The sequence below is a fragment of the Allostigmatella hybrida genome (genome assembly GCF_020103775.1).
GTDB classification, from domain to species: Bacteria; Myxococcota; Myxococcia; order Myxococcales; family Myxococcaceae; genus Hyalangium; species Hyalangium aurantiaca.
The window spans coordinates 109,325-133,245 of the sequence record NZ_JAHXBH010000002.1 but is presented as its reverse complement, the minus strand read 5'-3'; the positions used below and the strand labels follow the sequence as shown (position 1 = coordinate 133,245).

The window sequence follows — 23,921 nt, the reverse complement described above, 5'->3', positions numbered from 1 at the left end:
GTTACCCGGCGTGGTGCATGGCGGTGACCGGCTTGAGACGGGCCGCCAGGAAGGAAGGGATGAGGGCGATGGCCGTGGTGCAGGCGCTGATCAGCGTGATGGAGAGCAGGGTGGCTCCGGCGTCGACCCGGAGGTACAGCCGGTCTCCCATCAGGAACAGCTGCACCGCTTGGGGGACAGGGAGCTGAAGCGCATTCAGGATCGCGCAGAGGATGGAGCCCAGCACCGCGCCTGCCCCAGCGCTCAGGACGCTGAGCACCAGCGCTTCCAGGGCGAACATCCACACGACCTGTGAGCGCTGCATGCCGATCGCTCGCAGGGTTCCCACCTCTTGCGTGCGCTCCCGGATGGAGATCCACAGGGTGTTCATCAAGCCCACCGCGATGGTCACGATCAGCACGAACATGAGCACGAAGCTGAGCACGTGGAGCAGGCTGCTCGTCCAGTTGACGAAGGCGACCTCGGTCTTCCAGGTCGTGACGTCCAGCCGCTGGCCCGTCCAGTCCTCCTGGCTAACCAGCTCGAGCTTCTGCCAGTAAGGCTGCTGCTCCTCCTCGAGGAGCTCGTAGTGTGCGGAGGCGAGTGCTTGGCGCAGCCGCTGCTGGACTGCGGGGGCATCGTCGAGGTCCGGGAGGTAGATCAGCAGGGCGCCCGTCGCATCGCCGTGGAGCTGATACAGCGCCCGGAGCGTGGCATTCGGGACGAAGACGTTGATCGAACTGAGCAGCCCGATGTCGCGGGCGATGGCCACCACCCGGACATCCTGGGTGTTGGTGCTGCCGCGCACGGTGACGCCGGACAGGGTGAGCATGTCCCCGGTCTTCACCTCGAGCTTCTTCGCCTGGGATTCGAACAGCAGGATGCTCCCCGGGAGGGCCAGATCCTCCAGGTTCCCCTCGGCGAGGCGGAGGACCTGGCGGAAGACCGGCTCCGCCGCGATGTCCAGCCCGTTGAGCGCGATCTGCATGCCGTGGGTGTCGCTGATCACCCGGGCGAGGCCTCTGCCGCGCTGCGACACGCTGACGAGTTCCGGCACCTCGCGCTGGATGAGCTCGAGGAGCTTGGGAGCGTGCGTCACCACCGCGCTCGATTGGCCGCGCGTCACTTTGTAGAAGCCGGCGACGTTGACGTGGCCCGACATCAGCGTGGTGGCGGACTGCAGGACCGTGCTCTGGACGCCGTTGGAGAGCCCCAGCAGGAAGAGCAGCAGCGCGGTGACCCCGGCCATTGCGCCTCCCAGCATGAGGGTCCGGCGGCGGTGCGCAGCCAGGTTCCGGACCGCCAGGAGGATGAATTGGAGCACCTGTGGAGCGCCTGTGTGCATGTCTCCCACTTATCGGGCTGGGGTAAGGTAGTATAAGAAGGGCCTATTGTAAATTGGTGTTGTCAGGAAAATACTGTAACCGATGGAAAAGATTCGAGATCGGAAGCACGAAGAAGAAGCGCCCGCTTCTCTTTTCGCCCCTGGTTCCTGGGTTCCGGAGCATTTCTCGCACTCCAAGAACGTGAGAGCGAGTGCATTTTCCTGTGTGCAGGGCGGCTTTCGCATCTCGGGCGCGCTGGATGTGCCGTTGCTGGAGCAAAGTTTTGATGTGCTCGCTCAGCGTCATCCGAGCCTGCGCACCCCCCTGTCGCTGACGGTCATCGAGCTGCCGCAGGCGGGAGAGGCGGAGTGCAGGGGGGTGGCTCTGGAACAAGCCCAGCGGCCGTTTGATCCGGATCAGGGTCCGTTGCTGCGCGCGGCGCTGCTGCGTCTCGGGAGCCAGGAGCACGTGCTCCTGCTGTGCATGCACCAGCTTGTCGCCGATGAGGCCTCGCCTGAAGTGCTCGGGCACGAGCTGGCCACCGTCTATGGCGCGCTCGTTTCGGGCACGGTGCCAAGGCTGCTGGAGCCCTCTCCGTCTGGGGAGTTTGCCCGGAATCAGAAGTGGAACGAGGCGAGAGTGATCGTGTCTGCTGACGAGTGCGCGCACGAGCTGTTCGAGGCGCAGGTGAAGCGCACGCCGCAGGCGGTGGCGGTGAGCTTCGAGGGCGCGGAGCTGAGCTATGCGGAGCTGGAAGGGCGAGCCAACCAGCTTGCGCACCACCTGAGAGGGATGGGGGTAGGGCCTGAGAGCCGGGTGGGCTTGTGCGTGGAGCGCTCGGTGGAGCTGGTGGTGGGGATGCTGGGCACGCTGAAGGCAGGCGGAGCCTACGTGCCGCTGGACCCAGCAGTGCCGGCCGAGCGGCTGGAGTACATGATGAAGGATGCGGGACTGGAGGTGCTGCTGACGCAGCAGCGTCTGGTCCCGGGCCTGCCAGCGAGGGCTGGGCGCGTGGTGTGCCTGGATGCCGATTGGACACAAGTCTCACGTCAGAGCCAAGCGCCTGTGGCATGTGAGGGTAGCGCGGGCCAGCTGGCATACGTCATCTACACCTCGGGCTCGACGGGCAAGCCGAAGGGGACGCTGCTGGAGCATGGAGGGTTGTGCAACACGGCGCGGGCGGCCATCCAGATGCTGGGGTTGGGGCCGGGGCGGCGGGTGTTGCAGTTCTCGTCGCTGGGGTTCGATGCCTCGGTGTGGGAGATGTTCTCAGCGCTGCTGAGTGGAGCGCACCTGGTGCTGGCGTCGAGGGAGGCGCTGATGCCGGGAGCGCCGTTGCAGGAGTTGCTGCAGGCGCAGGCCATCACCACGGCCACGCTGACGCCTTCGGTGCTCATGCAGTTGGAGCCCTCAAGCCTGCCTGAGCTGGAGACGGTGGCGGCCGCGGGCGAGGCGTGCACGCCGGAACTGGTAGCGCGGTGGAAGCCGGGCCGACGGTTCATCAACGCCTATGGCCCCACGGAAGTGACCATCTGCGCGACGCAGAACTCGCAGGTGGAGGCGGTGAGGCCCACCATCGGCCGGGCATTGCCCAACGTGCAGGTGTACGTGCTGGATGAGGCCCAGAGGGTAGTGCCTGTGGGTGTGGCCGGAGAGCTGTGCGTGGGAGGAGCGGGGCTGGCGCGGGGGTACCTGGGCCGAGCGGAGCTGACAGCGGAGCGGTTCATCCCCAATCCGTACAGCCAGGCGCCCGGAGCGAGGCTGTACCGGACGGGGGACCGGGTGAGGTGGCTGGAGAACGGGGAACTGGAGTTCCTGGGGCGGATGGACTTCCAGGTGAAGCTGAGGGGCTTCCGGATTGAGCTGGAGGAGGTGGAGGCAGCGCTGAGCCAGCAGGCCGGGCTGAGCGAGGCGGTGGTGGTGGTGAGGGAGGATGTGCCTGGGGTGAAGCGGCTGGTGGCGTATGTGGTGGGTGCGGGCAAGCAGCCCTCTCCCAGCAGCGAGGCGCTCAGAAGCGCGCTGAAGCAGAAGCTGCCGGAGTACATGGTGCCCTCGGCATTCGTGAAGCTGGAGGCGCTGCCGCTGGCCCTCACTGGCAAGGTCGACCGCAAGGCGCTTCCTGCTCCGGATTGGAACAAGCTGGACCAAGAGCGCGAGTACGTCGCGCCCCAGACCCCAGTCGAGAAGGAGCTGGCGGCCATCTGGGCGAAGGTGCTCCGGCTGGAGCGTGTCGGCCGACACGACAACTTCTTCCTGCTTGGTGGTGACTCCATCATCGGGATGCAGATCCTGGCCCGGGCCCATCAAGCCGGGCTCCGCTTCACCTCGAAGCAGCTCTTTCAGCATCCGACCCTCGCCGCGCTGGCGCCCCTGGTGACGCAGGCCCGGGCTCTGGATGACCAAGGGGTTATCACCGGGCGGGTTTCCCTGACCCCCATCCAGCACTGGTTCCTGGAACAGCAGCAGCCGGAGCCGCACCACTTCAAGCAGGCCATGGTCTTCGAGGTGACCGAGCCGGTAGCGCCCGCGCTTCTGGAGCAAGCGCTGCGGCAGCTCCTTGAGCACCACGATGCCTTGCGCATGTGCTTCACCGAAGAAGGTGGGCGCTGGCAGCAGGCCAATGGAGCGCAGGCGCAGGCGGTGGCCCTGCGGCAGATAGACCTGGCGCGCGTTCCGGAGGCTCAGCGAGCGACGGCGATCGAGGCCGTGTCGGAAGAGCTGCAGGAAGGCTTCGACCTTTCCCAGGGCCTGTTGCTGCGCGCGGCACTGCTTCATCTCGGCGCGGGACAGACCGGACGGCTGCTGCTCGCCATCCATCACTTCGTGGTGGACTTCGTCTCGTGGCGCATCCTGCTGGAAGATCTGAATACGGCTTACCAGCAGCTCTGCCGGGGCGAACCGGTGGTGCTGGCCGCCAAGACGACGTCCTTCAAGCGGTGGGCAGGGAAGTTGGAGGAATACGCCCAGTCTCCTCTGGAAGAGGACCGGGCCTATTGGCTGCATCCCCGCGAGCCTGTCCGGGCGCTGCCGGTCGATCGCGTGGGCGGGGCCAATACGCAGGAGTCGGCCCGCGGTGTGACGGTGTCACTGGAGGTAGAGCCGACACGCGCGCTGCTGCAGGAAGTCCCGGGAGCCTACCGGGCTCACATCAATGATGTCCTGCTGGCGGTCCTGGCGCAGTCCTTGGCCCAATGGACGGGCTCACGCCAGGTGCTCGTTGATCTGGAAGGGCACGGACGCGAGGAGCTGTTCGAGGACGTGAACCTCTCCCGGACGGTGGGGTGGTTCACGACGCTGTTCCCGGTGCAACTGGACCTGCCGGAATCCACCCGCCCCGCGCCGGTCCTCGAATCCGTCCGGGAGGAACTGCGGCGGCTTCCTCATCGGGGCATCGGCTACGGGCTGCTGCGCTACCTCCGGAAGGATGGCGCGGCGCAGGGCCTGCTTTCCCGCCCCCAGGCCGAGGTGAGCTTCAACTACTGGGGACAAATCGACCTGATGGGACAGGGCTCGGCGCCCTTCGTGCTGTCGCCAGAGCTGGGAGGACCGGAGTTCGGCAGGAAGCACCGCCGGCCGCACCTGCTGGCCGTGGAGGCGCGCGTCTTCGGCGGCAAGCTCGAGGTGACCTGGCTGTACAGCGAGAACGTCCATGCGCGGGCGACCATTGATGCGCTGGCGCAGAACTTCATGGCGTCTCTGCGGACCCTCATCGCGGGCCGCACGTCGCCCGAGGCGGCACGCTACATTCCCTCGGATTTCCCGCTGGCCCAGTTGGACCGGGCCGCGCTGGAACAGGTGCTGAAGCAGACCCCGCGCATCGAGGATCTCTATCCGCTCTCTGCGCTCCAGCAGGGGCTGCTCTACCATGCGCACCTGGCGCCTGGAACGGACCTGTATTTCGAGCAGGTGAGCTGGGCCATTCCGCAGGCGTTGGACGTCTCCGCATTCCAGAAGGCCTGGGAGCGGGTCGTGGCGCAGAGCCCTGTCCTCAGGACGGTCTTCCTCTGGGAGGGCTTGGCAGAGCCGCTCCAGGCCGTTCTGCCCTCGGTCACGCTGCCGTGGCAGCAACTCGACTGGCGGGGTGTTCCGGCGGCTGAGCAGAAGGCACGGCTTTCCTCGCTCGTGAGCGAGGATCGCTCCCGCGGCTTCGAGCTGTCGCAGGCACCGCTGATGCGCGTGACGCTCCTCCGGCTGGGGGAGGCCGCCTACCACTGTCTGTTCAGCTTCCACCACCTGCTGTTGGATGGATGGAGCGTGGGCCTTGTGTTCCAGGCGCTGTACGCCCACTACGAGGCCCTTTCCTCCGGGAAGGAGTTGCCCCTCCAGCGGGGAACCTCTTACCGCGATTACATCGCGTGGCTGCGGCAGCAGGACGTCTCCCGCTCGGAGGCGTATTGGCGGCAGGCGCTCAAGGGATTCACCACGCCGTCGCCGCTGCCGTATGGCCAGCGGCCGGGATGGACGGCAGAGACATCCCAAGGGTACGGCGAGCAGCAACTGCAGATCGGCCGGGCCTCGGCGGATGCGCTCCAGGCCTTCGTGCGTCAGCACGGCCTGACGTTGAATACGTTGGTGTTGGGCGCGTGGGGGCTCGTGCTGGGCCAGCATGGCGGCTCAACGGACGTCGTCTTCGGCACGACGCTCGCAGGCCGTCCGCCCGAGCTGCCGGGCTCCGATGCCGTGATGGGGCTGTTGATCAACACGCTTCCGGTGAGGGTGCGCCTGGAGTCTCAGGTGCCGGTGCTCCCGTGGCTGGAGCGTCTCCAAGCCGAGCAGGATGAGCTGCGTCAGCACGAATACAGCCCCCTGTCTCAGGTCCAGGCGTGGAGCGAAGTGCCACGCGGGACGGGGCTGTTCGAAAGCCTGTACAGCTTCGAGAACTATCCGATGGACTCCGCGCTGGGAGGCGCCGAATTCATCGAGAGGACCCAGTTCGCGATTGCCGCCTCCGTCATCCCCAACCGGCAGGGGCTGCTGCTCAGAATCGCTTTCGAGGCGGGACGGTTCGAGAGCGCCACCATTGACCGGTTGCTGGCGCACTGGAGCCTCGCGCTGGAGCGCATGGTGGCCCAGCCAGAGAAGGCCCTTGGGCGCATCTCCCTGCTCTCCGAAGGGGAGCGGAGGCAGGTGCTGGAGGAGTGGGCCGCAACGGCGTTGGCTGGACGGCCCGAGGAATGCGCGCACGAGCTGTTCGAGGCGCAGGTAAAGCGCACGCCGCAGGCGGTGGCGGTGAGCTTCGAAGGCGCCGAGCTGAGCTATGCGGAGCTGGAAGGGCGAGCCAACCAGCTGGCGCACCACCTGAGAGGGCTGGGGGTAGGGCCGGAGAGCCGGGTGGGCCTGTGCGTGGAACGCTCGGTGGAGCTGGTGGTGGGGATGCTGGGCACGCTGAAGGCAGGCGGAGCCTACGTGCCGCTGGACCCTGCAGCGCCTGCTGAGCGGCTGGAGTACATGATGAAGGATGCGGGACTGGAGGTGCTGCTGACGCAGCAGCGTCTGGTCCCAGGCCTGCCTGCAAGGGCCGGGCACGTGGTGTGCCTGGATGCTGATGGGGCGCAGATTGCCCAACAGAGCCAAGCGCCTGTGGCGCATGAGGGTAGCGCGGGCCAGTTGGCGTACGTCATCTACACCTCGGGCTCGACGGGCAAGCCGAAGGGGACGCTGCTGGAGCACGGAGGGTTGTGCAACACGGCGCGTGCAGCCATCCAGATGCTGGGGCTGGGGCCTGGAAAGAGGGTGCTGCAGTTCTCGTCGCTGGGGTTCGATGCCTCGGTGTGGGAGATGTTCTCGGCGCTGCTGAGCGGGGCGCACCTGGTGCTGGCGTCGAAGGAAGCGTTGATGCCGGGAGCGCCGTTGCAGGAGTTGCTGCAGGCGCAGGCCATCACCACGGCCACGCTGACGCCTTCGGTGCTCATGCAGTTGGAGCCCTCAAGCCTGCCTGAGCTGGAGACGGTGGCGGCCGCGGGCGAGGCGTGCACGCCGGAACTGGTAGCGCGGTGGAAGCCGGGCCGACGGTTCATCAACGCCTATGGCCCCACGGAAGTGACCATCTGCGCGACGCAGAACTCGCAGGTGGAGGCGGTGAGGCCCACCATCGGCCGGGCATTGCCCAACGTGCAGGTGTACGTGCTGGATGAGGCCCAGAGGGTAGTGCCTGTGGGTGTGGCCGGAGAGCTGTGCGTGGGAGGAGCGGGGCTGGCGCGGGGGTACCTGGGCCGAGCGGAGCTGACGGCGGAGCGGTTCATCCCCAACCCGTACAGCCAGGCGCCTGGAGCGAGGCTGTACCGGACGGGGGACCGGGTGAGGTGGCTGGAGAACGGGGAGCTGGAGTTCCTGGGGCGGATGGACTTCCAGGTGAAGCTGAGGGGCTTCCGGATTGAGTTGGAAGAGGTGGAGGCAGCGCTGAGCCAGCAGCCCGGGCTGAGCGAGGCGGTGGTGGTGGTGAGGGAGGATGTGCCAGGGGTGAAGCGGCTGGTGGCGTATGTGGTGGGTGCGAGCAAGCAGGCTGCGCCCAGCAGCGAGGCGCTCAGAAGCGCGCTGAAGCAGAAGCTGCCGGAGTACATGGTGCCCTCGGCGTTCGTGAGGATGGAGGCGCTGCCGCTGGCCCTCACCGGCAAGGTCGACCGGCGGGCCTTGCCTGTTCCGACGCTTGACGGAGACGGGCGGCGGGAAGGCTTCGTCGAGCCGAGAACGGAAGTGGAGCGCAAGCTGGCGGAGGTGTGGGCCAGCGTGCTCAAGCAGCCGCGAGTCGGCGTGCACGACAACTTCTTCGAGCTGGGCGGGGATTCGATCAGCAGCATGCAGATCGTGGCCCGTGCTCACCAGGTGGGCCTCAAGGTCACGTCGAAGCAGTTGTTCCAGCATCAGACGATCGCCGAACTGGGGCCGGTGGTGGTGGATGCGAGTGGAATGCACGCGCAGGGCGTGGTGCAGAACCTCGAACCGCTGAAGGCCTCCCATTTCCCGCTGGCCAGGCTGGACCCAGCAACGCTGGAGCGGGTGCTGCAGCAGCACCCGGGGGCCGAAGACATCTACCCATTGTCGCCGCTGCAGCAGGGCATGCTCTTCCATGCGCTGCTGTCGGTGGAACTGGGCATGTACTTCGAGCAGGCCGTCTGGCGCTTTGGGGGCACGCTCCAGGCCCCGGCTTTCCGGCGCGCATGGCAGGAGGTGGTGGACCGCAACCCCATCTTGCGGACGGGCTTCTTCTGGGGAGAAGTGCCCGAGCCGCTCCAGGTGGTGCACCTGCGGGTAGAGCTCCCATGGCAGGAGCTCGACTGGCGGGAGGTGCCCGCCACCGAACGGCACACGCGGCTGGAGGCTTTCCTCCAGGAGGATCGTGCCCGGGGCTTCGAGCTTTCACGCCCTCCGATGATGCGGGTGGCCATTGTCCGGATGGCGGACAACGACTCCTGGATCATCTGGAGCTTCCACCACATCCTGCTGGATGGGTGGAGCGCCTCCCTGCTGCTCAAGGACCTGTTCGAGCTGTACGAGGCCTTCGTGCAAGGCCAGCAGCTCCAGCTTCCCCCCAGGCCTGCGTTCCGTGAGTACATCGCGTGGCTGCAAGGGCAGGACTCCACCGAGGCGCAGGCCTACTGGACCCGGGAGCTCCAGGGCTTCACGGCGCCCACGCCACTGCCAGGCGCGCGGAGTCTTGACCGTACCGGTTCCGAGTCCTCTCAGCAGCGCGAGCTTGAGGTCCAGCTCTCCGACGCGTCCACGGAGGCGGTGCAGGCCTTCGCGCGCAAGCACAAGCTGACGGTCAACACGGTGGCTCAGGCAGCGTGGGCGCTGGTCCTGGGCCGCTACAGCGGGGAGCCGGAGGTTGTCTTCGGCAGCACCCTGGCAGGCCGCCCGCCGGAGTTGACGGGAGCCGAAGCGATCGTCGGAGTGCTCATCAACACGCTGCCGGTCCGGGTCCGGCTTCCGGCCGGGGCGGTCCTCCTGACGTGGTTGCAGGACCTCCAGGCACAGCAACTGGAGCAGCGTCAGCACCAGCACTGCCCGCTGGTGCAGATCCAGAAGTGGAGCGAGGTGCCTCGGGAGCGGGCGCTGTTCGACAGCCTGTTCGTGTTCGACTACCCGATGGATGCCTCCGAGAAGGAGCGGCTCGGGATTCTGGACGCCGAGACCTTCCGGCCCAGCCAACGGACGAACTATCCGCTCACGGCCACGCTGGGATTCCCCCGGGGGAAGTTGGAGCTGAGACTCGCGCATGAGCCCCAGGCCTTCGACGCGGCGCTTATCGATCAGGTTCTGGCGCACTGGAAGTTGGCCCTGGAGCGCATCGTTGCTCACCCTGAGCAGCGGTTGAGGGATCTGCAGCTCCTCACAGCAGACGAGCGTCTGCAGGTGTTGGAGACCTGGAATCAGACGTCGGCGGAGTACCCGCGCGAGCAGTGCGTTCACCAGTTGTTTGAAGCGCAGGCCGAGCGCACACCGGAAGCAGTGGCGGTGCGGAGCGGAAGCGAGCAGGTGACGTACGGGGAGCTGAACCGGCGAGCCAATCAGCTGGCGCACCTGCTGGTGAAGAAGGGGGTAGGCCCGGAGACGCTGGTGGCGCTGTGCACCGAGCGAACGGTGGACACGGTGGTGGGCCTGCTGGGGATTCTGAAGGCCGGGGGTGCGTACGTGCCACTGGACCCGGCGTACCCGCAGGAACGGCTGGCCTTCATGCTGGAGGACACCCGTGCGCCGGTGCTGGTGACGCAGGCGTCGCTGGTGAGCCGCTTCAGCGAGCCCCGGGCGCAGGTGGTGTGCCTGGACACCCAACGGGCCGAACTGGCGCAGCAACCAGAGCATGCGCCGGTGAGCGGGGTGAAGTCCCGGAACCTGGCGTACGTCATCTACACCTCGGGCTCCACGGGGAGGCCCAAGGGGGCGATGATCGAGCACCAGGGGGTGTGCAACTACCTGACGTGGAGTGCGCGAGAGTACCGGGTGGAAGAGGGCCAAGGCGCGCCGGTGCACTCGTCGATCTCGTTTGACCTGACGGTGACGAGCCTGGTGTTGCCGCTGGTGGTGGGACGGCCGGTGGTGATGGTGGGGGAAGAGGCCGGAGTGGAGGGGCTGGGCGAGGCGCTGAAGGCAGGGGAGAACTACAGCCTGGTGAAGCTGACGCCGACGCACCTGAAGGTGCTGGCGCAGCAGCTGAAGCCGGAAGAGGTGAAGGGCCGCACGAAGGCATTCATCATCGGAGGAGAGGGGCTGTCGGCCGAGAGCCTGAGGTACTGGCGAGAGCATGCACCGCAGACGCGGCTCATCAACGAGTACGGCCCGACCGAGACGGTGGTGGGCTGCAGCATCTACGAAGTGGCAGTGGCGGATGCGGCGGAGGGAGCGGTGCCCATCGGGCACCCCATCGCCAACACGCAGATGTACGTGCTGGACGGGCAGCTGCAGGTGGTACCCAAGGGAGTGGCCGGAGAGCTGTACATCGGCGGGGAGGGCGTAGGCCGAGGGTACCTGGGGCGTCCGGAGCTGACGGCGGAGCGGTTCATGCCGGACCCGTTCAGCCGGCAGGCCGGGGCGAGGTTGTACAAGACGGGCGACCTGGTGAAGAGGCAGGCGGACGGGAAGCTGGAGTACCTGGGCCGGTTGGACACGCAGGTGAAGGTGAGGGGCTACCGCATCGAGCTGGGAGAGATCGAGGCGGTGCTGGAGAAGCACCCTGCGGTGAAGGAAGCAGTGGTGGTGGTGAGGGAGGAGCCGCCAGGCAACAAGCAGCTGGTGGGGTACGTGGTGACGGAGGAAGGCCGGGACGAGAGCGGGGCAGTGAAGGCGTACCTGCAGGAGCGGATGCCGGAGTACATGGTGCCCGCGGCGTGGGTGTGCTTGCCGGCCTTCCCGGTGACGCAGAACGGGAAGGTGGACCGCAAGGCGCTGCCTGCGCCGCACCTGGGCGCCAAAGCCGCTCAGGACTTCGCCGCGCCCAGGACGGAAGTGGAGCGCAAGCTGGCGGAGGTCTGGGCCAGCGTGCTCAAGCAACCGCGCATCGGCGTGCATGACAACTTCTTCGAGTTGGGCGGGGACTCGATCATCAGCATCCACATCGTGGCTCAGGCCCATCAAGTAGGGCTGAAAGTCACGTCGAAGCAGCTCTTCCGCCACCAGACCATCGCCGCGCTTGCGCCCGTGGTGGTGGATGCAAGCAAGGAGCGGGAGCAGGGGATGGTGCAGGGCCCCGTGCCGCTCACGCCCATCCAGCAATGGCTCTTCGAGCAGGACCTGCCGCAGCCGCAGCACTTCAACATGGCGTTGATGCTGGAGGTCGCGCCGCCCGTCGAGGCCAGCAGGGTGGAGGAATCTCTTCAGGCGCTGGTGGAGCACCACGATGCGCTTCGCCTGAGCTTCCGTAAGGAGGGCAGCGCGTGGAAGCAGGTGAATGAGGGCGGGGACAAGAAGCTCCGGTTGGAGCGCTTGAATGTGTCGCACGCGGGAGCCGGGGAGTCAGCGGCGATAGCGCAGATCGCCAAGCAGATGCAGGAGGGGCTGAAGCTGGGAGAAGGGCCGCTGCTGAAGGCGGCGCTCTTCGAGCGAGGCGCAGGAAAGAAGTGGAAGCTGCTGCTGGTGCTCCACCACCTGGTGGTGGACGTGGTGTCGTGGCGGATTCTCCTGGAGGACTTGAACCGGGCGTACGCGCAGCGGGCGAAGGGAGAGGCGGTAAGGCTCCCGGCGAAGACCACGTCCTTCAAGGTGTGGGCCGAACGGCTGGAGGGGTACGCGCAGGGCCAGGAGGTGGGCTCGGAGCTGGAGTATTGGGCGGCAGCGGAGCGGCAAGAGGTCCGGGGCCTGCCGGTGGATCGCGTGACAGGCGCGAATACGGTCGCCTCGGAGCGCCGGTTGACGGTGGGGTTGGAGGCGGAAGAGACGCGGGTGCTGTTGCAGGAGGTGCCCGGGGCGTACCGCGCTCAAATCAATGATGTGCTGCTGACGGCGCTGGCCCAGAGCGTGGGGAAGTGGAGCGGCCAGCCGCGGGTGTTGGTGAATCTGGAGGGGCACGGCAGAGAGGAGCTGTTCGAGGACGTGGACGTCTCCCGCACGGTGGGGTGGTTCACGAGCATCTTCCCCGTGATGCTGGACCTGCAGGGCGCGAGGACCCCCGGTGAGGCGCTGAGGGCGATCCGCGAGGAGCTCCGAAGGCTGCCCCGGCGTGGAATCGGATACGGGGTGCTGAGGTACTTGCGCCAGGATGGAACGGGGGAGCGGCTGAAGGCGCTGCCTCGGGCGCAGGTGGGCTTCAACTATGTGGGGCAGTTCGACGCCATGGCCGAGGAGGCGTCACGCTTCAGGCTGACGCAAGAGCCGTCTGGGGAGACGGTGAACGGGCACAACCTCCGGGCTGACCTGCTGGAGGTTCATGGCCAGGTGTTTGGTGGGCGGTTGGAGCTGACGTGGGCCTACAGCGAGAACTTCCACGAGCGGGCAACCATCGACGCCTTGGCCCAGGACTTCATGGGGGCGCTGCGGCAGCTCATCGCCCAGCGGAGCAGTGCGGATGCCGCACGGCGGGTCGCCTCCGACTTCCCGCTGGCCAGGCTGGACCCGGCAGCCCTGGAGCGGGTGTTGCAGCAGCACCCGGGGGCCGAAGACATCTATCCGTTGTCGCCGCTGCAGCAGGGCATGCTCTTCCACGCGTTGCTGTCGGTGGAGCTGGGCATGTACTTCGAGCAGGCCGCCTGGCGATTCGGGGGCACGCTTCAGGTCCCTGCTTTCCGCCGTGCGTGGCAGGAATTGGTGGCGCGCAACCCCATCCTGCGGACGGGCTTCTTCTGGAAGGGAGTGCCCGAGCCGCTCCAGGTGGTGCACCCGCGGGTGGAGCTGCCGTGGCAGGAGCTCGACTGGCGGGAGATGCCCGCCGCCGAACAGCGCACGCGGTTGGAGTCCTTCCTGCTGGAGGATCGCCACCAGGGGTTCGAGCTTGCCCGCCCACCCATGATGCGGGTGGCGGTCATCCGGATGGGGGAGAGCGACTACCGGATCATCTGGAGCTTCCACCACGTCCTGTTGGATGGGTGGAGTTCGTCCCTGCTGCTCAAGGACCTGTTCGAGCTGTACGAGGCTTTCGTTCAGGGACGGCAGCCGCAGCTGCCCCACCGTCCGGCATTCCGTGAGTACATCGCGTGGCTGCAAGGGCAGGACTCCACCGAGGCGCAGGCCTATTGGACCCGGGAGCTTCAGGGCTTCACGGCGCCCACGCCGTTGCCGGGCGCCCGGAATGTCGAGCGCAGGGCCGGGGAGTCGTCCCGCCACCGCGAGTGTGAGGTGCGTTTCTCGGAGACGTCCTCGGAGGCGGTGCAGGCTTTCGCACGCAAGCACAAGCTGACGGTCAACACGGTGGCTCAGGCGGCGTGGGCACTGGTCCTGGGCCGCTACAGCGGGGAGCCAGAGATCGTCTTCGGCAGCACCGTCGCTGGCCGTCCACCAGAGCTGGCGGGGGTCGATGCGATCGCCGGCATGCTCATCAACACGCTGCCGATCCGGGTCCGGCTGCCTGCCGCAGAGTCCGTCCTGAATTGGATCCAGGGGCTCCAGGCGCAACAGTTGGAGCAGCGCCAGCACCAGCATTGCGCGCTGGTGCAGATCCAGAAGTGGAGTGAGGTGCCTCGGGAGCGGGCGCTGTTCGACAGCCTGTTCGTGTTCGACTACCCGATGGACGCCTCCGTGAAGGAGAAGCTCGGGATTCTGGACGCGGAGACCTTCCAGGCCATCGAGCGGACCAATTACCCGCTCACGGCCACGCTGGGATTCCCCCGAGGGACGCTGGAGCTGAGGCTCTCGTATGAGCCCCAGGCCTTCGACGCGGCGCTCATTGAACAGGCACTGGCGCACTGGAAGCTGGTCCTGGAGCGCATCGTTGCTCACCCTGAGCAGCGGCTCTCCGGCCTGTCGCTGATGACGGAGGATGAGCGGCTCCAGGTGCTGGAGACCTGGAATCAGACGTCGGCGGAGTACCCGAGGGAGCAGTGCGTCCACCAGCTGTTTGAAGCGCAGGCCGAGCGCACGCCGGAAGTAGTGGCGGTGCGGAGCGGAAGCGAGCAGGTGACGTACGGGGAGCTGAACCGGCGAGCCAATCAGCTGGCGCACCTGCTGGTGAAGAAGGGGGTAGGCCCGGAGACGCTGGTGGCGCTGTGCACCGAGCGAACGGTGGACACGGTGGTGGGCCTGCTGGGGATTCTGAAGGCCGGGGGTGCGTATGTGCCACTGGACCCGGCCTATCCGCAGGAGCGGCTGGCCTTCATGCTGGAGGACACCCGTGCGCCTGTGTTGGTGACGCAGGCGTCGCTGGTGGGGCGCTTCAGCGAGCCTCGGGCGCAGGTGGTGTGCCTGGACACCCAACGGGCTGAGCTGGCGCACCAGCCAGAGCATGCGCCGGTGAGCGGGGTGAAGTCCCGGAACCTGGCGTACGTCATCTACACCTCGGGCTCCACGGGGAGACCCAAGGGGGCGATGATCGAGCACCAGGGGGTGTGCAACTACCTGACGTGGAGTGCGCGCGAGTACCGGGTGGAGGAGGGCCAGGGGGCCCCGGTGCACTCGTCGATTTCCTTCGACTTGACGGTGACGAGCCTGGTGCTGCCGCTGGTGGTGGGACGGCCGGTGGTGATGGTGGGAGAAGAGGCGGGGGTGGAGGGGCTGGGCGAGGCGCTGAAGGCAGGGGAGAACTACAGCCTGGTGAAGCTGACGCCGACGCACCTGAAGGTGCTGGCGCAGCAGCTGAAGCCCGAAGAGGCGAAGGGCCGGACGAGGGCGTTCATCATCGGAGGAGAAGGGCTGTCGGCCGAGAGCCTGAGGTACTGGCGAGAGCACGCGCCGCAGACGCGGCTCATCAATGAGTACGGCCCGACCGAGACGGTGGTGGGCTGCAGCATCTACGAGGTGGTGGCGGCGGATGCGGCCGAAGGAGCGGTGCCCATTGGGCACCCGATCGCCAACACGCAGTTGTATGTGCTGGATGGGCAGCTGCAGGTGGTGCCCAAGGGAGTGGCCGGAGAGCTGTACATCGGCGGGGAGGGCGTGGGCCGAGGGTACCTGGGGCGGCCAGAGCTGACGGCGGAGCGGTTCATGCCGGACCCGTTCAGCCGGAAGGCTGGGGCGAGGATGTACAAGACGGGCGACCTGGTGAAGAGGCAGGCGGACGGGAAGCTGGAGTACCTGGGCCGGTTGGACACGCAGGTGAAGGTGAGGGGCTACCGCATCGAGCTGGGAGAGATCGAGGCGGTGCTGGAGAAGCACCCTGCGGTGAAGGAAGCAGTGGTGGTGGTGAGGGAGGAGCCGCCAGGCAACAAGCAGCTGGTGGGGTACGTGGTGACGGAGGAAGGCCGGGACGAGAGCGGGGCAGTGAAGGCGTACCTGCAGGAGCGGATGCCGGAGTACATGGTGCCCGCGGCGTGGGTGTGCTTGCCGGCCTTCCCGGTGACGCAGAACGGGAAGGTGGACCGCAAGGCGCTGCCTGCGCCGCACCTGGGCGCCAAGGCCGCTCAGGACTTCGTTGCCCCAAAGGGCGCCCTTGAGGAACTGGTGGCCGGAATCTGGGCCCAGGTGTTGGGACTGGACCGGGTGAGCGCCCACGGAAACTTCTTCGAGCTGGGTGGGCACTCGCTCCTCGCCATGCAGATGATCTCCCGGGTCCGCGAGACGTTCGATGTGGATCTGCCCTTCAGAAGCCTGTTTGGGGCGCCCACGGTCGCGGGCCTTGCCCGGAGCATCGAATCCGCCCTCGCGGGCGGCTCTGGCAGGCTGCCTCCTCCCATGCTGCCGGTCCCCCGGGACGGGGAACTCCTCACTTCCTTCGCCCAGTACCGGTTGTGGTTCTTGGATCAGCTCCAGCCCGGTGGGCACGCGTACAACGTTCCCCTGGGAGTGCGGCTCCTGGGGCGGCTGGACCTCACCGCGCTGGAGCGCAGCCTGCAGGAGATCATCCGGCGGCACGAAGCACTGCGGACGGTCTTTGCGTCGTCCGGGGGGCGCGTGGTGCAGGTCATCTCGCCCGAGGTGCGCCTACCTCTGATGGTGGAGAGCCTGGAAGGGCTGGATGCTTCGGAGCGCGAGCAGGAGGCCCAGCGGCGCGCGGGTGAAGAGGCGCAGCGTCCCTTCGAGCTGAGCCGGGGGCCGTTGCTGCGGGCCACGGTGCTGCGCTTGGCGAAGGAAGAACACGTGCTGGTGCTCGTGATGCACCACGCCGTCACCGATGGCTGGGCCATCAACGTCCTCCTGCGCGAGCTGAGCCAGCTGTATCCGGTCTTCGCCGCCGGTGAGGTGCCCGTGCTTCCGGCACTCGCGATCCAGTACGCCGACTTCGCCGCGTGGCAACGGCAGTGGCTGCAAGGAGAGGTGCTGGAGGCTCAGCGCTCCTACTGGAAGCGGACGCTGGCGGGTGCTCCGCAGGCGTTGGAGTTGCCGACGGACCGTCCCCGGCCGCAGGTGCAGACTTTCCATGGGGCGCAGCTGCGTGCGCAATTGCCCCTGGCCCTCTCACAAGAGGTCCGGGCCTTGAGCCACCGCGAGGGCGCCACGCTGTTCATGACGTTGCTGGCGGCGTTCCAGGCGCTGCTCGCGCGCTACTCCGGGCAGACGGACATCGTGGTGGGCTCTCCCATCGCGGGCCGCAATCGCCAGGAGGTGGAAGGCCTCATCGGCCTCTTCGTCAACACGCTGGCGCTCCGCGCGGAGGTCCAGGGCACCCTCAGCTTCCAGGCGCTGCTGGCCCAGGTGCGGGAAGCTTGCCTCGGGGCCTATGCGCACCAGGATCTGCCCTTCGAGCAGGTCGTGGAAGCGCTGCAGCTCGACCGGGACCTGAGCCGCACGCCGCTGTTCCAGGTGATGTTCGTTCTCGAGAGCCAGGCGGCTCCCTCACTGGATTTCGGTGGGTTGGCCCTGAAGCCTCTCGACGTGGACCTCGTCACGGCGAAGTTCGATCTGACGGTCGGCCTGCAGGAGACCCCCCAGGGGCTGCTGAGCGTTTGGGAGTACAACACCGCGCTGTTCGACCGGGAGACGGTCGCGCGCATGGCAGGGCACTTCCAGAAGTTGCTGGAGGGGCTGACCGCCAGGCCGGAACAGCCGATCTCCCGCATCTCGCTGCTCTCGGAGGGAGAGCGGACGCAGGTCCTGGAGGCGTGGGCCCGGACGGCGGGGGAGTCCCACCGGCCCGTGTGCATCCACCGGATGGTCGAGGCACAGGCGGAGCGTGCCCCGGAAGCGCTGGCGGTGAAGTCCCCGCACGGGCAGGTGAGCTACGGGGAGCTGAACGCCCGGGCCAACCAGCTGGCACACGCGTTGAGGGGGAAGGGCGTGGGGCCCGAGGACCGGGTGGTGCTGTGCATGGAGCGCTCGGTGGAACTGGTGACGGGAGCGCTGGGAATCCTCAAGGCGGGAGGGGCATACGTCCCGCTGGATCCCGTGTACCCGGTCGAGCGGTTGAGGACGATGGCGGGAGACAGCCGCGCCCAGGTGGTGGTGACGCAGGGGCGGTTGAAGGCCGCGTTCGAGGGCCAGGGCCTGGCGGTGGTGTGCCTGGACGATGGCCGGGAGGAATTGGAGCGGCAGGAGCGGGCCAATCCCCAGGGCGGGGTAGCCCCGGACAACCTGGCCTACGTCATCTACACCTCTGGCTCGACGGGCAAGCCCAAGGGCGTGGAGGTGAGCCACGCGAGCCTGGCGAACCTGGTGGCGTGGCACCAGCGGGAGTACGAGGTGAAGCCCGAGGACCGGGCGACACTGGTCTCGGGTCCCGCGTTCGACGCCTCCGTGTGGGAGCTGTGGCCGTACCTGACGGCGGGCGCGAGCCTCCACATTCCGGGCGACGAGGTGAGGGCAGTGCCCGCCCGGCTGCTGGAGTGGATGGCCGCCGAAGGCGTCACCCTGAGCTTCCTGCCGACGCCGCTGGCCGAGGTGGTGCTGGCGGAGGACTGGCCGGAGGGGCTGGCGCTCCGGGCGCTGTTGACGGGCGGAGACCGGTTGCGCCGCCGGATGCGCCCAGGTCAGAAGGCCCGGCTGATGAACCACTACGGGCCGACCGAGAACACGGTGGTGGCGACGTGGGCGCCCGTGGTGGGCGAGGCCGGGACGCTGCCTCCCATCGGACGGCCCATCCCCCATGCGCAGGCGTACGTGCTGGACAAGGGCCTGAACCCGGTGCCCGTGGGCGTGGGCGGCGAGCTGTTCATCGGAGGAGACAGCCTGGCGCGCGGCTATCTGGACCGGCCGGAGCTGACGGCGGAGAAGTTCCTCCCCAATCCCTTCAGCGCCCAGCCGGGGAGCAGGCTGTACCGGACCGGAGACCTGGTGCGCTGGTCCTCCGCGGGAGAGCTGGAGTTCCTGGGCCGGGTGGATCAGCAGGTGAAGATCCGCGGCTACCGGATCGAACTGGGTGAGATCGAAGCCGTGCTGGCCAAGCACCCGGCGGTGCGCGAGGCCGTGGTGGTGGTGCGGGAGAGCGCTCCAGAGGTCAAACAGCTCGTCGGCTACGCGGTTGTCCAAGGCGGCGAGCGGCCCTCGAAGGCGGAGCTGCGCACCTACCTCCGGGAGCGGCTGCCCGAGGCCATGGTCCCTTCGGCCATCGTGCTCTTGGATGCGCTGCCGGTGACGCCCAACGGCAAGGTGGATCGGCGGGCTCTGCCCATGCCGGATGAGGGCTATGGCTCCGATGACACCGCCGTGGCGCCCCAGACGGACTTTGAACGGGCCGTGGCGGCCATCTGGCAGGAAGTCCTCCACGTGGCGAAGGTCGGCACGAACGACCGGTTCTTCGACCTGGGGGGCAACTCGCTGACCATCCTCGAGGTGCAGAAGAAGCTGTCGGCCGCGCTGTCCCTCGACGTGAAGCTGACCAAGCTCTTCCAGTACCCGACCATCGCGTCGCTCGCGCAGCACCTGGCTCAGGGAGAGCCGGGCTCAGCGGTGGCCGCCGCCAGCCCGCAGCGGGCCAAGCGGCGCCAGGAATTGGACGTACAGGGGCAGGCCCGCAGGCGGCTCCGCACCAGCAAGAAGGACGCGCAGGATGAGTGAGGAAACCGCGGTGAGCGCTGGACATGGGATCGCGATCATCGGCATGGCGGGCCGCTTCCCCGGGGCCCGGAGTGTCGAGGAGTTCTGGCGCAACCTGTGCCAGGGCGTGGAAGCCCGCTCGGAGCTGAGCGGCGAGGAGCTGGAGGCCTCCGGTGTGGAGCGCTCCGTCTGGACGCGTCCGGACTACGTCCGGGCGGCCTTCCTGATGGAGGGCGTGGAGCTGTTCGATGCGTCCCTCTTTGGCCTCAACCCCCGGGAAGCGGAGGTCATGGACCCCCAGCACCGCCTCCTGTGCGAGTGTGCCTGGGAGGCCCTGGAGCGGGCCGGCTATGGCGCCTCGCAGTACCGGGGCAACGTCGGCATCTTCGCGGGCTCTGGCACCAACGAGTACCTGCGCAACAACCTGGCGGCACGGCCCGAGCTGTTCCGTTCCGTCGAGGGGATGATCCTCCTCGGCAACGACGAGGACTGCATGGCCACCCGGGCCGCGTACCTCTTGGATCTCCGGGGGCCGGCCATCAACGTCCACACGGCCTGTTCGAGTTCGCTCGTGGCGCTCCACCTCGCGTGCCAGAGCCTGCGCGCGGGTGAGTCCGATCTGGCCCTGGCCGGAGGGGTCCGCATCAACGTCCCCCAGCGCAGGGGGTACGTGTTCGCGCCGGATGGCATCTCTTCCCCCGATGGGCACTGCCGGGCCTTCGATGAGAAGGCCGAGGGCACCGTCAGTGGCTCGGGAGGGGGCATCGTGGTGCTCAAGCGCCTGGCGGATGCGCTGGAGGACGGTGACTTCATCCACGCGGTCATCCTCGATTCGGCCATCAACAACGATGGTGCCTCGAAGGTGGGCTTCACGGCCCCCAGCGTGGACGGTCAGGTGGCGGCCATCTCCGAGGCCATCTCCATGGCCAACGTGGAGCCTGGGACGATCCAGTACATCGAGGCCCACGGGACTGGCACCGCGCTCGGAGATCCCATCGAGCTGGCGGCCCTCAACCAGGTGTTCCAGGGGCTGCCCCCGAAGTCGTGCGCCATTGGCTCCGTGAAGACCAACATCGGCCACATGGACGCGGCGGCCGGGGTCGCGGGCCTCATCAAGACGGCGCTGGCGCTGCAGCACCGGCAGATCCCGGCCAGCCTGCACTTCACCCGGCCCAACCCGAAGATCGACTTCGAGGGCGGCCCTTTCTACGTCAACCAAGCCCTCCAGGCGTGGCGTGAGGGAGAGGCACCGCGGCGTGCGGGGGTCAGCTCCTTCGGCATCGGTGGCACCAACGCCCACGCCGTGCTGGAGGAGGCGCCGCTGCCCGAGGAGGCCGCCCCCGGCCGGTCCTCGCAACTGCTGGTCCTGTCCGCCCGGAGCAAGCGGGCGCTGGAGGACGCCACCTCGAACCTGGCGGCACACCTGGAGGCGCATCCCGGCGTGAACCTGGCGGACCTGGCCTACACCCTTCAGGTGGGCCGGAAGCGCTTCGAGTTCCGGCGGGTGCTGGTCTGCCGGACCGCCGAGGAGGCACAGCAGGCACTGGCCACGCGCGATCCCCAGCGGCTTCTCACGCAGACCCAGGAGATCTCCTCCCGCCCGGTGGCCTTCCTCTTCCCGGGCCAGGGCGCGCAGTCCGTGGACATGGGGCGGGGGCTCTACGAGTCAGAGCCGGTCTTCCGCAAGCACGTGGATGATTGCTGCGAACGGCTCGGGCCGAAGCTCGGCTTTGACCTGCGGGAGGTGCTGTACCCGTCCGAGGCGCGGCGCGAGGAGGCCAGCCAGAAGCTGCTGCAGACCTTTGTCACCCAGCCCGCGCTCTTCGTCATCGAGTACGCGCTGGCCCGGCTGTGGATGTCGCTGGGCATCAAGCCCGAGGCCATGATCGGCCACAGCCTCGGGGAGTACGTCGCGGCCTGCCTGGCGGGGGTGTTTTCGCTCGAGGATGCGCTGGAGCTGGTGGCCTTCCGCGGGCAGCTCCTGCAGAAGTTGCCCGGCGGGGCGATGGTCTCCATCCACCTGTCCGAGAAGGAAGTGCAGGAGTTTCTGGGACCCCAGGTCTCGCTCGCCGCAGTCAACGCGCCCTCGCTCTGCGTGCTGGCAGGGCCCACGGACGCGATGGAGTCCCTGGAGGCGGAGCTGGTGCGCCGGAAGGTGGGGCACCGCAGGCTGCATACCTCGCATGCCTTCCACTCGGCGATGATGGACCCCATCCTCGCGGCCTTCGCGGAGCGGATGCAGCGGATCAAGCTTTCACCTCCCCGCATCCCGTACGTCTCCACCTTGACGGGGACCTGGATCACCGCGGCGGCGGCTACCAACCCCCGCTACTGGGTGGATCACCTGCGGCAGCCCGTGCGCTTTGGCGACGGCGTGGACACGCTGCTCGCGGAGCCCCAGAGGGTCTTCGTGGAGGTGGGCCCTGGACACGGGCTGAGCACCTTGCTCCGGAACCGGGCGGGTTCCGAGGCCCATCGGATCGCCGTCTCTTCCCTGCATCGCTTCCCGGAAGCGCAGGAGGATCGCCCCTTCTTTCTGGCGGCCGTGGGACAGCTGTGGCTCGCGGGCGCGGAGCTCCAGTGGCCGAAGCTGCACGCGGACGAGCGGCGGAGGCGCATTCCCCTGCCGGCCTACCCCTTCCAGCGGGAGCGGTACTGGATCGAGCCGCAGCCGAAGGCGGAGCAGGCGCGTGCCTCCTCCGGCGAGCGGCGGAAGCGGGCCGACCTCGCGGAGTGGTTCTATGTGCCGGACTGGAAGCGCCGGTCCCTGCCGGCCGCGTCGATGCGCAAGGTCCAGCCTGGCTCCCGCTGGCTGGTGTTTCTGGACTCCCTGGGCATCGGCGAGCGGCTGGTGCGGAAGCTGGAGGCCGCGGGCGCGGAGGTCACCTGCGTCCGCATCGGCGCGGAGTTCACGCGGAGGGACGAGCGGCGGTTCGAGCTGGCACCAGGGCAGCAGGCCCATTACCGGCGGCTGGGCGAGGAACTCCAGCGCATGGGCAGGCTTCCCGAGCATGCCGTCCACCTGTGGGGGCTCACCCCGGAGCTGGGCGGAGTGGCCGATGAGGCCGGGGTACGCAGCCAGCAGGAGCTTGGCTTCTACAGCGTGCTCTTCCTGAGTCAGGCGCTCGCGGAGCCCCTGGGGAAACAGACGCTGCAGCTCGACGTGGTTTCGCACGGGACTCAGGACGTCACGGGCGAGGAGCCCCTGGCTCCTGGAAAAGCCATGGTGCTGGGGCTCTGCACGGTGATTCCCCAGGAGCACCCGGGGATGCGCTGCCGGAGCATCGACGTCGAACTGCCCGAGGCGGGTGAAGAGGAGCGGTTGAGCACGCAGCTCCTCCAAGAGGTGAGCGCGGAGGGGCGTGACCGCACGGTGGCGTACCGTGGGCGCCGGCGCTGGGTGGAAGGGTTTGAGCCAGTGCGGCTCGAAAGCCCGGCCGAGGGCCCTGGGCTCCTGCGTGAGCGCGGCATCTACCTGCTCACCGGGGGACTGGGAAGGGTGGGACTCGCTCTGGCCGAGCACCTCGCGGTGACGGTCCACGCCCGGCTGGTGCTCGCCGGGAGATCTCCCTTTCCGGATCGTGGGGAGTGGGAGGCGTGGCTCAAGGGCCATCCGGAGGAGGACGACACCTCCCGGAAGATCCGGCGGCTGCTGGCCCTGGAGCAGCAGGGGGCGGAGGTGCTGACCGTTCGCGCGGACCTCTCGCAGCCCGCGGAGGTGGAGGCGCTGCTGGCGAAGGTGCAGGCGCGCTTCGGTGGGTTGCACGGGGTGGTGCATGGCGCGGCCACCACCGGCACCGAGGTGTACCTGCCAATCCGCGAGGCGGACACGCAGGCGTGCGAGAGCCAGTTCAACTCCAAGGTTCACGGGTTGCGGGTCCTGCGGGATGCGCTGCGCGGCCGGAAGCTCGACTTCGTCTTGTTGCAGTCCTCGCTGGCATCGATCCTGGGCGGCCTTGGCTTTGCCGCCTACGCCGCAGCGAACCGCTTCCTGGACGCCCTGGCGGCCCTGGAGGCCCGTGGGGACTCCACCCGCTGGATCAGCGTGAACTGGGACGGCTGGGATTTCGGGAACACGGGGCCCGGACGGGCGCCAGGGGGCGGACCGCAGGGCATGACCGCTTCGGAAGGCGTCTCGGCGTTCCAGCGCATCCTGAGCGGGGATGAGGCGTCAAACTGGGTGGTCTCGGCGGAGGCGCTCGAAGTCCGCTTGCCGGTCTGGAGCCAGCAGAACGGCGCGGCGCCGCCGGCCCCGGAGAAGGCCGTGGAGGCTGCGGCCTCGCACCAGCGGCCGGATCTGCCCACGGAGTACGTGGCCCCCCGCGATGAACTCGAAGCCGAGATCGCGCGGATCTGGACGGAGCTGCTGGGAGTCCAGCAGGTGGGCATCCATGACTCCTTCTTCCAGCTCGGAGGCCACTCCCTGCTCGGGATGCAGCTCCTGTCGCGGATTCGCGAACAGCTCCAGGGGGACATTCCCCTGCGGGAGCTGTTCGAGACCCCCACGGTCGCTGGACTCGCGGTGCGCATCGTCCAGCAGCGGGCCCGCAGCGTGGATGAAGACGCGCTGCGCTTGCTGCTGGCGGAGATCGAGCAGGCCAGCTAGCTGCGGCCGCTCCTGTCAAACAA

3 protein-coding genes are annotated in these 23,921 nt (G+C 68.0%); 2 read left to right on the top strand and 1 reads right to left on the bottom strand.

Annotated features, from left to right (window positions below):
* Position 1: 1 nt before the first annotated feature.
* Positions 2-1,324: an ABC transporter permease gene (locus KY661_RS05810; protein WP_263436742.1), complete on the bottom strand. Its 1,323-nt coding sequence runs from the start codon at positions 1,322-1,324 to the stop codon at positions 2-4.
* An 82-nt stretch (positions 1,325-1,406) separates the two neighbouring features.
* Here KY661_RS05810 and KY661_RS05805 point away from each other — a divergent pair, with 82 nt between their 5' ends.
* The gene (locus tag KY661_RS05805) at positions 1,407-19,313 is read left to right on the top strand and encodes a non-ribosomal peptide synthase/polyketide synthase (RefSeq protein WP_225409260.1); all 17,907 of its coding nucleotides are present in this window, start codon (positions 1,407-1,409) and stop codon (positions 19,311-19,313) included.
* On the top strand, positions 19,306-23,898 hold the full coding sequence (locus tag KY661_RS05800) for a type I polyketide synthase (protein WP_225409259.1): 4,593 nt from the start codon (positions 19,306-19,308) through the stop codon (positions 23,896-23,898). Before KY661_RS05805 ends, KY661_RS05800 begins: the two co-directional genes overlap by 8 nt.
* Positions 23,899-23,921 lie beyond the last annotated feature (23 nt).